The 11852-nt window shown below is 65.4% G+C and carries 7 protein-coding genes; 4 read left to right on the top strand and 3 right to left on the bottom strand.

Annotated features, from left to right (window positions below; all coding sequences use genetic code 11):
- Positions 1-41: 41 nt before the first annotated feature.
- Positions 42-1991: an ATP-dependent DNA helicase RecQ gene (locus K8556_RS24305; RefSeq protein ID WP_370639963.1), complete on the top strand. Its 1950-nt coding sequence runs from the start codon at positions 42-44 to the stop codon at positions 1989-1991.
- On the opposite strand, the gene K8556_RS24300 is transcribed toward K8556_RS24305, so the two are convergent.
- From K8556_RS24300 to K8556_RS24290, 3 genes are all read right to left on the bottom strand, one after another.
- Positions 1975-2862, bottom strand: coding sequence for a nucleotidyl transferase AbiEii/AbiGii toxin family protein (locus K8556_RS24300; protein ID WP_223742468.1), 888 nt, complete (start codon positions 2860-2862; stop codon positions 1975-1977). The two genes, K8556_RS24305 and K8556_RS24300, sit on opposite strands and share 17 nt — an antisense overlap.
- Entirely contained in the window at positions 2859-3773 is a 915-nt protein-coding gene (locus K8556_RS24295; RefSeq protein WP_223742467.1) for a type IV toxin-antitoxin system AbiEi family antitoxin, read from the bottom strand. The genes K8556_RS24300 and K8556_RS24295 overlap by 4 nt, the downstream gene beginning before the upstream one ends.
- Before the next feature lie 151 nt (positions 3774-3924).
- Entirely contained in the window at positions 3925-5511 is a 1587-nt protein-coding gene (locus tag K8556_RS24290) for a S8 family serine peptidase (RefSeq protein ID WP_223742466.1), read from the bottom strand.
- A 242-nt stretch (positions 5512-5753) separates the two neighbouring features.
- Here K8556_RS24290 and K8556_RS24285 point away from each other — a divergent pair, with 242 nt between their 5' ends.
- From K8556_RS24285 to K8556_RS24275, 3 genes are read left to right on the top strand one after another with little or no spacing between them, the layout of a single operon-like run.
- Positions 5754-8225, top strand: coding sequence for a TerB N-terminal domain-containing protein (locus K8556_RS24285; RefSeq protein WP_370639962.1), 2472 nt, complete (start codon positions 5754-5756; stop codon positions 8223-8225).
- Complete coding sequence (locus tag K8556_RS24280) at positions 8222-9592, top strand: ATP-binding protein (RefSeq protein ID WP_223742465.1); 1371 nt, start codon at positions 8222-8224, stop codon at positions 9590-9592. The genes K8556_RS24285 and K8556_RS24280 overlap by 4 nt, the downstream gene beginning before the upstream one ends.
- Entirely contained in the window at positions 9567-11846 is a 2280-nt protein-coding gene (locus tag K8556_RS24275; RefSeq protein ID WP_223742464.1) for a DEAD/DEAH box helicase, read from the top strand. The genes K8556_RS24280 and K8556_RS24275 overlap by 26 nt, the downstream gene beginning before the upstream one ends.
- The last annotated feature ends 6 nt before the right edge of the window (positions 11847-11852 follow it).

The raw sequence follows: 11852 nt of genomic DNA, 5'->3' as shown, positions 1-11852 counted from the left end.
TCCCGGGCCTTTCGGAGGGTGCGATAACCCTCCAGGACAGCGTGAACACGGAAGGGCGGGACATGCGGGCGGATGCGATGGAGGTCGTGTTGCGGGAGCGCTTCGGGCTGGAGTCCTTCCGGCCCGGACAGCGCGAGGTGCTCACGAAGCTGTTCGAGCCCCACGGCTCCGCGCTCGCGGTGTTCCCCACGGGCGGCGGCAAGTCGCTGTGTTACCAGCTCCCGGCGCTGCTCCTCGAAGGGCTCACGGTGGTGGTGTCACCGCTCATCGCGTTGATGAAGGATCAGATCGACGCGCTGGAGCGGCGGGGCATCCGCGCCGCGCGGCTGGACTCCTCCCTGTCGCTGGAGGAGTCGCGCGAGGTGACGGAGTCCCTGCGCGACGGAACGCTGAAGCTCCTCTACGTGGCCCCGGAGCGCTTCAACAACGAGCGCTTCATGGGGCTCTTGAGCGAGCTGCCCATCTCCCTCTTCGCGGTGGACGAAGCGCACTGCGTCTCCGAGTGGGGCCACAACTTCCGGCCGGACTACCTCAAGCTCGCGCAGGCGGCGCGCACGCTCCGGGCCGAGCGCATCCTGGCGCTCACCGCCACGGCCACGCCGCAGGTGGTGCACGACATCTGCGAGGGCTTCGGCATCCCGGAGTCGCACGCGGTCGTCACCGGCTTCTACCGGAACAACCTCACGCTGGAGACCACGCCCACGGGGCCGGAGGCGCGCGATGCCCTGCTGGTGGAGCGGCTCCGGTCGCGCCCGCCTGGCTCCACCATCGTCTACGTCACGCTGCAGAAGACCGCGGAGCGCGTGGCGGCGCTCTTGCGCGCGGAGGGCCTGCCCGCCAGCGCCTACCACGCGGGCCTGGAAGCCGAGGAGCGCGAGCGGGTGCAGGAGGCGTGGACCCACTCCGCGAAGGGCATCGTCGTGGCGACCATCGCGTTCGGGATGGGCATCGACAAGGCGGACGTGCGCGCCGTGTATCACTACAACCTGCCCAAGGGCCTGGAGAGCTACAGCCAGGAGATCGGTCGCGCGGGGCGTGATGGCAGGCCGTCCGTCGTGGAGCTGCTCGCGTGCCCGGACGACGTGCCCACGCTGGAGAACTTCGCGCTCGGGGACACGCCGCTGCCGGAGGCGCTGACGGCGCTGGTGGAGGAGCTGGTGTCCTCGGGGCCGGAGCTGCACCTGGACCTGTACGCGCTGGGCAACCGCCACGACCTGCGGCCCCTGGTGCTGCGCACGGCGCTGACGTACCTGGAGCTGGAGGGAGTGCTGCGCCAGGGCACGCCGTTCTACGCGGGCTACAAGGTGCAGCCGGCGGGCTCGGTGGAGGCGCTCATCGGGAAGTTCCAGGGGGAGCGCGCGCGCTTCGTGAAGGACCTGTTCGCGCACGCGAAGAAGGGGCGCACCTGGTACACGTTCGACCCCGCCGAAGTCGCGAAGGCGCTGGGGCAGCCGCGAGACCGGGTGGTGAAGGCGCTCGACTACTTCCAGGAGCAGGGCTACGCGGAGGTGCAGGTGGCGGAGCCGCGCCAGCGCTACACGCGGCTGCGCGAGCGCGAGGACGCGAAGGCGCTCGTGGCCCTGTTGCAGGAGCGCTTCCAGAAGCGAGAGGTCCAGGAGGTGTCACGGGTGCGAGACGTGCTCCGGCTGGTCACGCACGACGGCTGCCAGAGCAACGCGCTGGTGGCCCACTTCGGTGAGCAGCGTGAAGCCCCGTGCGGCCACTGCACCTTCTGCCGGACGGGCGTGGCGCGAGTGCTGCCGCCGCCGCACCCACGGCCGGACCTGCACGAGCAGTTGGACGTGACCGTGTTCCAGGCGCTCGTCGCGAAGCACAAGGAGGCGCTGGGCCATCCCAGGCAGGCGGCGCGCTTCCTCTGCGGCCTGAGCAGCCCCGCGCTCTCCAAGGCGAAGCTCAACGGCCACAAGCTCTTCGGCGTCCTGACCGAATGGCCGTTCGAGGACGTGCTTTGCTTTACAGAGAGACGCTGATGGCCGGTTGCGCTGGGATTTCGAGTCGCGCTACCAGGCCCGTGAGCAGCTCCCACGACTCATTGAAAGGAATGAAGAGTCGGCGCGTGCTGCTCTCCAGCGCGTCATAGTCCGCGCGAGCCCTATCCCTGACTTCAGGGTTCTGGAATGCCTGTTTGGATACAGGCACATTGCGTGCTTCGGCTTTGAGGAGCAGATATTCAGAAATACGTTTGATGTCGAGTTCGGTACCGGAGCGGATGAGCACGGCAATGTCCAACAGGTCTTGCTGCCTTGTCCGGTTTCGCAATGCCTGCTGAAGCAACGCCCGGAGCTTCTCCGCCACGATGTCCTCTCGGGTAGAGACCTTCAGGGACGCGCCGGGTCCGAAGTCGACAAGCGTTGACTCACAGATGCACTCATTGAGGCTGATTTCAAGAAGGACAATGGCTTTCGAGGGTTCCTGCCGCTCGATCCGGTCGCGGTTCTGGGGGTCGTCGGGAAGGGCATACCCTAGCCGGACGGCATAGAGGATGTATGTTTTTCCAGGCCCCGGCGGCTGTCGCTTGATGCTGTTGACCCTGAAGAGAATCCCAAGCCTACGCCCGGTCGCGGTGAGCGTGTCCGTCAACTTCTTCTCAAGCTGGGCTTCATCGATACTGGAGTCTTCAGAGGAGAAGTCCAGGTCCTCGGTGCTGCGGTTGGGCTGCCAGACAAAGTCGAGCGCGTTTCCGCCCTTGAAGACGAGGATTGACTTGAGCGAGCGAGAGTTGGCGATCGCGCTCAGGATGGCTCCTTGCGCAAAGCGTACTCTTGCTTCAGAGGGCTTGATGCTGTTCGCTCTGGCCCAGAGCGCAATCGAGTCAAATGATTCGGGATAGCTGGCTTTCAAGCTCGGGCCTCGGCCAGAAGCCCGACAGGGGCGTTGATGGAGAGCTTCCACTTCTCGCTGTACTGGCTCGAAAATGGCTCGCTGCCAACCAAGCGACTCGACCCACCTCGCTTGGCGGAGCGGGACCACTCCATCAATGCGGGATGGTGGAGCTCCAATTCATCCATGATGAAGCCAGCACGCTGGCGGAGAATGTTCACACCCAAGGCGTCAACTGTTTCAACCAGGGTGTCCAGGTTGATGGTGTCTCGCGCCTCAATCCAGGCCTGGAGCGCTTTGCTGAATCCGCCACACCATTCTGGATGGTGAATCGCGTCAATCAACGTGCGCTCCGGTGTGGTGACCCGTACCGGGTACCCATTGGGTCGATACTCAGCAGTTCCTATCTCTGCGGGGCCTGCGGTGAGTTGATGCCACTGGATGGGCTTCCCAAATAAAGACTTGGGGGTATGTCCTATGGAGGTGAACTGCTCATCCCATTCGATGGGCTTCACTCCAGGAGGCAGAAGCGTGGACTCGTTGGAGGGGAGGATGAGGTGGAACTCTTGTGGGAAGTCGTCGCTGAGGTCATGGAAGACCAGTGCGGTCGCATGGCTGAGTGCCGAGAACGGCTGGGCCTCCATCAAGACTTCGTTTTCGCTGACAAGCCCCTTCCGGGCGTACGGCGCGAGCGCCTCGTAGACGTAGGGCGCATCCTTCAGCGGCCGAAACTCGCCCATCCTGGTCAGGCGGGAGAGGAGGGCCTGTGTGGCCTCGAGATTGGCCGGCGCCTGCTCCCAACGACGCTCTTCGGAGGGGATCTTCTGGGTCGCGCGTTGCAAAAGAAGGAGCGCACGCCAGACGGAGACGACGTGTCGCTGTTCCGCGGCCAGTTGTTCCGTCAGTGCACGGCCCAGCGTCGTTTTCTTCATTTCAAGTCGTAATCTACCGGCTACCTATCGTCCTAAGGACGATAGGTAGCCGGTAGATGACTATTTGTCAAGGTCTCCGAGGGAGGATGTCCAACGATCCTGGCAGGTACTGGAAGGCAGCGGCTTGGTCGCCAGCCTGGCTTTGTCGCGTTCAGCGAATCGCGGCCCTCAGGCTCGGGGAGAACGGGGGGAGGGGAGCCAGGGCGCGGGCCTTGAGCGCCTGACGGTCCCTGCCCGCACCCTCCTGGAGCGCGCGCCGGAAGGGGACATCGGTGAGCGCCCAGAACCGCAGCTCGCGCCCGTACTCCGCGTCGAGCCGCGCCGCCTTCTGTTCGTCGACCCCGAGCGTGGTCGCGAGGCCCTTCAGGACGTCGGCTTCCGGGAGGCCGCTGAAGGTGGAGGCCACGGTCTCCGAGGACTCCTGGCGGAGCGCCCTCTCGGTGAACGACTCCAGCTCCGTCGCGTCCGGGAGCGGGGCTTCGAGGCACGCCTTCGCGTTGACGAGCCCGGCGCCCCACGCGAGCTGGCTCTGGGGCCAACTGTCGCAGCTTGCGCGGAGCACATGGCGGAAGACCTGCGCGAGCGGGGGGCCACCCTGGTACCGCGCGAGCAGGTTGTCCCGGCCATGGTACGCCAGCCAGAGCGCGGCGATGCCCGCGACGGTGGCGGTCGCATAGGACGTGCCGCTGCTCTGCCCGACCTTGTCGGCGGGCTGCGCCACCCAGACGTCCTCGCCCGGCCCGGTGGCGTCGACCGCCTTGCCCCAGGCTGAGTGGGCCCAGGGCTGCGCGCTCGCGTTGCACGCGGCCATCGCGACGACCTCGTCGTACGCGCCCGGCCAGACGACGATGGGGCCCGTGTAGTTGCCCGCGGCGGCGATGACGATGATGTTCTCACTCACCGCCTGCTGGATGCTCCGGTGCAGCCCCGCGTTGGGCAGCCACCCCAGGCTGATGCTGATGACATGGACCCGCCGCTGGATGGCGAACCCGATGGCGTCTCGCAGCCGGTCCGCGCCCACGGTGAACAGCACGGGCGCGGGGATGAAGAGCGTGGGCTTCGCGACGCGCAGCGGGATGACCTCCGCCTTCGGCGCGATGCCATCCACGAACAGCTTCGGTCCGTCCGCGCCCGGGCTGTTGTACGGGCTCGACATGACGCTCGCGGTGCCCAGCCCGTGGCCTCCGCCCGGGTTCGCCGTCGTGGGGTCATCGTCGATGAAGTCCCAGCCCAGCCTCGGCGTGAAGTTCTGTCCCAGCTCGGGGTGGGGCAGGTAGCCGCTGTCCGGATGGCCGATGACGATGCCCTCGCCCTGGCTCGCGCCGCCGGGCAGCATCCACGCCTCGTCCGCCCTCACGAAGCGCGGGCTCCAGTCGCAATCACCCTCGTTGAACGCCCCGGGCTCCGCCGGCCGCGCCTTGAGGCGCGTGGGCGCCGTGTCCGTGGCGGCGCCCGGCTCCGCGTAGACCGCCTCGAAGGCCGGATCCGCGTCTTCCACGCCCGGGTCCGCCTGGAGGCGGCGCGCCAGCTCCCACGCCTCCGCCGGCTTGACGATGCCGGGCGGCAGGAGGTCGAACGAGCGGCCGGTGGAATCGAACGGCACCGGGCGGATGATCCATGGCTCCGCCCCGACGAGCGCGGCCACGGTCTTCTCCAGCGAGGCCCGGTCGAAACCCTCGCGCAGGAGGACGTCGAGGGTGCGGAGCTTCGAGGACTCGAACTGCTCGGGCGGCGCCATGGTGAGCGCACCTGTACCCCTGGGACTTCGTGAAGGGCTACAGGCCCCCAGGGCGGTGGCTACGTGAACAGCTCGACGTGGCTATGTTCCTCTTGCGCGAATACCTCTGACGGAGAGGTCAGTGTGTACCCATTGGAGACGTGACTCCGTGAGGCAGAAGGCTGACTTTTCCACTCCAACTTGAATGATAGACTCCTCCGAGGATTGGAGTTCTTTCGACTTCAGGCGGGGGAAACAGGGTCATGGCCGCGTGGGTGCGGGAGGTGCCAATCGTGATGGCTGCCTCCCAGTCGGGTGATGCGAGCAGCATCCTGTGTGTACTTGTCATGCTGGGACTCGCCTTTTGGGGACTTGAGTCTGCTCGCAAGCGACACAAGGCGGGTCTCAAGGAAAAGAGTGCGCAAGCACATGGCCGGGCAGGCCTTGCTGTCCCCTCCGCGCCACGCTCTCCGCCGAGCCTCTCAGCTCCAAAACAGGAAGAGGTTCCTCCTCAGCGGATCTCGCAGGTTCCATCTCGGCCAGATTCAGTCCTGCCAGAGCCGCGCTCCGCTGCTCCCGCTCGCACGCCAGAGCGAATCGAGCCTTCCCCCAAGCTCGTGGAAACCCGAGGTACGACCTGGATTCCGCCCGGCCAATCGGTCGAGGTGGCGGGTCGGAGGATTCCGGGGGGCATGGTGTACGTCGGAGACAAGCTCGCGGCGGTGAACGTCCCGAGTCCTGAACCCGCCCTCATCAATCCACGCCTCCAGGTTGCATCCAGGCCGGACCGCAGCGGCGAGGGCATGAACTACTGGCCCTCCTACTCAACCATTTCTCCCGCTTGTCGCGCTGGCTACCTGGAGTGGCTTGAGGAGGGGAGACGCAGGCCTGACGCCTATATCGGTTACGTCTTCCTGTTCTTCTATGGCTTGGAGCGGCGGACCCTCATCGATCTGGCAAAGGGTCCTGTGGCCTCGGCGGAAGTACGCGCTATGGAGGAAGAGGTTCAAGGTCTGTTGCGTGTCTATGGGGCCAACGGCTCGTTCCGTCGGTATGCAACCCAGTTGCTCGATGTCCTTCGCGTCCGGAGGGTAGGGGAAGAGGGACTGTTGAGAGAACTGCCTCAGTTCGCGCTTCGGAGTGAGGGCGAGGCGTCGTTCGATGTGCGCGTCGCGGTGGGGACCGCTGCGTCCAGGCAACTGCCGCTGCCTGCGGACTGGGCCCTGGCATGGGCGATCGAAGCAAGTGACACACGTCTTCGTACGCCCGCGACCCGCTGCCCGGAAGAGTTCAAGACCCTGTTTCGCGCGCGATACGCTCGCGACCATGGTCAGGGGCTCGTGCCCCGTGCCCGGAGGACGCAGGTGAAGGCCCAGTACCAGCCTGCGAGTGCCTCGTTCGGGGGCATGGTGCCGCTCGCCTCTGCGACCGTCTTCGAGGCTTCCGAGTCCTCTCTCAAGCCTCTGCACTCGCTCATCGAAGACTGCTGTGCCGAGCTTGAACCCTTCAGCCGCTGGATTGGGAAGAACCCGGAGGGGCGCGAAAGCCTGGCTGCGCTGGCGCTACTCCCCCCGGAACTGGCTGCGGTGCAGGGCGGAAAAGAAGTACAGGCGCTTCGGTCCATCCTTGAGGGCGCGCTCGCGGGACGCGGTGTGGCCGCTCTTGAGGCTCGCACGCTCATGACGAACTGGCCCACTGCGGCCCCCGCCAAGATGTCCAAGGCCGAGGCCGTAGGACTTGCTCAGACATTGGAGAAACTGGGTTACGGCATGGAGCCGGATCCCCGGTTCAGTGGTCCTGTGCTGGCCACGGACGAGGCCGCTGTTGTCTTTGTCCTTCCGCCGGAGTCTCCGAGTGCTCCGGCTCCGACCTACCTCGCGGCACTGGCAACCTTGCATCTGGCCGCCGCCGTTGCGACCGCGGATGGCACGGTCAGTCCCGAAGAAAAGGCGCGGTTGGAATCCATGCTCGAAAACTCACAGGACTTGTCGCCGCCAGAAAAGGTTCGTCTCAAGGCGCACCTGGACTGGCTGCTCAAGCGTCCCGCCTCCACCGCGGGCCTCAAGAAGCGGGTGGACTCGCTGACTCCGGCGGCACGTGCCGCGCTGGGCCGTTTGCTTGTGGAGGTTGCCGTGGCGGACGGGAGCGTGGCGCTTCAGGAACTCAAGACCCTGTCCAAGCTCTATCCTCTATTGGGGCTCGACGAGGCGCGTGTCCACGCAGACATCCACACGGTGGTTGCCGCACGAGCCGCACCTGCTGTGGAACCTGTGGCCATGCAGCTCGCCGGTGCTCCCGCGAAGGGGTTCACGCTGCCTGCCCCTCCTGCCGAGCCTCCGCCGCAACAACCCGAGGCGAAGAAGAAGGCCGGTGTTGCCCTCGATATGCGGAGCGTGCAGGCGAAATTGGTCGAAACCGCGGCGGTTTCCAGCCTGCTGGGCAGCATCTTCGCGGAGGAGGAGCCCGCACCGCCGGCGCCTGCCGCTCCGGCCGTGGGAGAAGCTCACGTCGCGGGACTGGACGCAGCCCACTCCGCATTGCTCCGAGCCTTGGTGGCCAAGGCCGAGTGGCCCCGTGCCGAAGTCGAGCAGCTCGCAAGTGGGTTGGGGCTGCTCACCGATGGGGCGCTGGACGTCATCAATGACGCAGCCTTCGAGGTTTGCGGCGAGCCCGTCCTCGAAGGAGACGAAGTTCTTCAGCTCAACGAACAGGCAGCTCAGGAGATGGTGGCATGACGGACGTGACGCAGGGACGCATCAGGCCGAAAGACCGGGATGCCATCATCCAGTCATTGAGAGCGGGCGTCGTCCCGAGAGTCGGCCAGCAACACATCCAGGTCGGCCGGGTTGAAGAGGTGAAGGCGCTGGTCCGCGACGTGGCTCGCATCGCGGAGGGGGGCAGTGGCATCCGTTTCGTGATTGGGGAGTACGGTTCAGGAAAGACCTTCTTCCTCAATCTCATCCGCTCCATCGCCCTGGAGAAGCGATTGGTCACGGTGCACGCGGACCTCAATCCGGATCGAAGGATTCATGCGACGGATGGCAAGGCGCGCAACCTGTATGCCGAACTCATGCGCAACCTGGCGACGCGGGCCAAGCCTGAGGGGGGCGCGCTCCCAAGTGTCGTGGAGCGCTTCGTTTCCAGCGCCCTCACGGATGCCCGCACCCGTGGCATCCAGCCCGAGGCAGTCATCCGCGAGAAGCTCGCGGCGCTGTCAGAACTCGTGGGCGGATATGATTTCGCGGAGGTCATCGCGGCCTACTGGCGCGGTCACGACACGGGCAATGAAGCCCTCAAGGCCGACGCGATTCGTTGGCTTCGGGGCGAGTTCTCCACGCGTACGGATGCGAAGCGGGCACTGGGGGTCCGTTCCATCATTGATGACGCGGACGTCTACGACCAGATGAAGCTCCTGGGGCGCTTCGTCCGCCTCGCGGGCTACGACGGTCTGCTTGTCTGCCTGGACGAACTCGTCAACCTCTACAAGCTGGCGAACACGAAGGCCAGGGCCTCCAACTACGAGCAGATTCTTCGCATCCTCAATGATTGCTTGCAGGGGACCGCGGAAGGACTCGGATTCCTGCTGGGAGGCACTCCGGAGTTCCTCACGGACACTCGCAAGGGGCTCTACAGCTATGAGGCGCTGCAGTCCCGCCTGGCGCAGAATGCCTTCGCGGTGGGCGGGCTCGTTGACTACTCATCGCCCGTGCTCCGGTTGGCGAACCTGACGCCAGAGGACCTCTACGTCCTGCTTACCAAGCTGAGGCATGTCTTTTCCGCTGGCGAAGGGGGAGCCCGGTTGCTGCCGGATGAGGGGCTTCAGGGCTTCATGAGCCATTGCTCGGAGCGTATTGGGGAGGCCTACTTCCGTACTCCGCGAAGCACGGTGACGGCCTTCATCAACCTGTTGGCCGTGCTCGAACAGAATCCCACCGCTGACTGGAAGGAGCTGTTGGGCGGTATCTCGCTTGCCGCTGAACCCAATCCCGACCTTGCTCCGCTGACCGAGACCGATTCGGAGACGCAGCCTGTCGCCGCGGTCAAGGCCTCCAGCCCCCAGAAGGAATCCGCGGACGATGAGCTTGCCTCCTTCAAGCTCTGACGGAGGGGGCGCATCGTCCTCGTTCTCCCTGCTGCATCCACGGGTGCAGCGCTGGATCTGGGCACAAGGCTGGAAGGAGCTGCGAGACATCCAGGAGGCCGCCATCTCGCCTGTCCAGGCCGGGGTATCTGATGTCATCCTCTCGGCATCGACGGCCAGCGGGAAAACGGAAGCCGCCTTTCTGCCCATCTGCAGCAGGCTGGCGGATGGTGCTGAAGGCAGCGTGAGGGCCATCTACGTGGGGCCACTCAAAGCGCTGATCAACGACCAGTTCCAACGCCTGGAAGGTCTTTGCGAAGGCTTGGGGATTCCCGTGCACCGCTGGCACGGTGATGTGTCCCAGGGGCACAAGGGCCGGCTGCTCAAGTCGCCGGGGGGCATCCTCCTCATCACCCCCGAGTCCCTGGAAGCCCTCTTCGTGCGACAAGGGCCCGCGCTAAAACGGCTGCTGTCGGGGTTGGAGCACATCGTCATTGATGAGCTCCATGCCTTCATCGGCACCGAGCGGGGATGTCAGCTCCAATCCCTGCTCCATCGCATGGAGCTGCTGTTGCGCCGGAAGGTGCCCCGCATAGGGCTCAGCGCCACGCTGGGGGACATGTCCCTGGCCGCAGACTTCCTTCGGCCGGGTGCTGGACGGGACGTGCTGCTGCTCGCATCCCCCTCTGGAGGAGGTGAGCTGCGGCTACAACTGCGGGGATACCGGACACGGGCGCCTGATGCCCAGCGCCTCAGCGCCGCAGCCAGTGAGGGCGACTCCCTGGAGGCGGAGGATGAGTGGACCGAGGATGTCCACGCCATCGGGGCGCATCTCTTCCAGGCGCTCCGGGGGACGCACAATCTCGTCTTCGCCAACAGCCGGAAGAATGTCGAGGGCTTCGCGGATCTGCTGCGGCAGATGTGCGAGCAGTCTCAGTTGCCCAATGAGTTCTTCCCCCACCACGGAAACCTTTCCAAGGAGCTTCGTGAGGAGGCAGAGGCGGCTCTCAAGGCCCGTCAGCGTCCGGTCAGTCTGGTGTGCACCACGACGTTGGAGATGGGCATCGATGTGGGCTCGGTGCAGAGTGTTGCCCAGATTGGGGTTGCCCCTTCCGTGGCAAGCCTGCGCCAGCGATTGGGCCGCAGTGGCCGCAAGGGCGGCCCCGCGACGCTGCGCATCTACCATCAAGAGTCGGAACTGACCGAAAACAGCCCGCTGCCGGATCAACTGCGGGTTCGTCTGGTTCAGTCCGTGGCCATGGTGGAGTTGCTGCTTGCGGGATGGTGCGAGCCACCCTCGTCAACGGCCTTCCACTTCTCCACGCTGGTTCAGCAGGTGCTGTCCCTCATCGCCCAGTACGGAGGCGTCAAGGCCGCCGAGGTTTTCTCTGCGCTTTGCCAACAAGGCCCATTTGCCCGGGTCTCACCGGAAGACTTCGTCCGCTTCCTGCGGGAGCTGGGACGGGCGGGGCTGTTGGAGCAATCCAACGATGGGACCTTGTTGCTGGGGCGCGTGGGTGAGCGGATCGTCAATCACTACAGCTTCTATGCGGCCTTCGCATCGCCCGAGGAGTTTCGGCTCGTGACCGCGGGGCGAACGCTGGGAAGCATGCCCATCGACCAGCCTCTCTTTGCCGGCATGTTCCTCATCTTCGGGGGAAGACGCTGGAAGGTGCTTTCGGTCCATGTCGAGGAGAAGGTCGTCGAACTCGAGCCTGCTCCGATGGGGCGGGTGCCGCAATTCGAGCCCGGAACCGTGGGAAGCGTCCATGACCAGGTTCGTGAACGGATGCGCCTGCTTTATGCCTCGGAGCTGGTTCCCCGATACCTGGATGCACGTGCCCAGGACTTGATGAAGGAGGGACGGGACACCTTCGTGCGGTGGCGACTCGCCGAGCGGAACGTAGTCTCGTCCGGTATGCACGTGTATCTCTTCCCCTGGATGGGAGATGCAGTGCTCCACACGCTGGAGCTTCAATTCCACGCGCTCGACATGGCTGCCGAGGTTCAAGGGCCGGTGATTCAGGTGCAGGGAACCCAGGCGGAAGTCGAGGCGGCCTTGCGAGGCTTCGTTGCTGCCGGCCCCGCGAGGGCGGAAGCCCTCACCGCGGAGGTCGAGAACCTGGTCATCGAGAAGCACGATGCCTTTGTCGAGAAGTCCCTGCTCGCGCGCGATTACGCCTCACGGCATCTCGATGTGCAGGGGGCATGGCAGGCCGCACAGCGCTTGACCCGAAGTGGGGGAGGCAATGCCGCCTCTCTCCCACCAGGATAGGCTTGC

Origin of the sequence: Corallococcus sp. AS-1-12 (genome assembly GCF_020036995.1) — a bacterium.
In the GTDB taxonomy this organism is placed as follows: Bacteria; Myxococcota; Myxococcia; order Myxococcales; family Myxococcaceae; genus Corallococcus.
Note: the sequence above shows the minus strand (reverse complement) of the source record. Positions and strands in the feature narration are given on the sequence as shown.

Bases quoted from the DNA above. Each gene is read 5' to 3' on its own strand.
- K8556_RS24295 (WP_223742467.1), bottom strand. From the start codon at position 3,773: ATGAAGAAAACGACGCTGGGCCGTGCACTGACGGAACAACTGGCCGCG.
- K8556_RS24290 (WP_223742466.1), bottom strand. From the start codon at position 5,511: ATGGCGCCGCCCGAGCAGTTCGAGTCCTCGAAGCTCCGCACCCTCGAC.
- K8556_RS24285 (WP_370639962.1), top strand. From the start codon at position 5,754: ATGGCCGCGTGGGTGCGGGAGGTGCCAATCGTGATGGCTGCCTCCCAG.
- K8556_RS24280 (WP_223742465.1), top strand. From the start codon at position 8,222: ATGACGGACGTGACGCAGGGACGCATCAGGCCGAAAGACCGGGATGCC.
- K8556_RS24275 (WP_223742464.1), top strand. From the start codon at position 9,567: ATGAGCTTGCCTCCTTCAAGCTCTGACGGAGGGGGCGCATCGTCCTCG.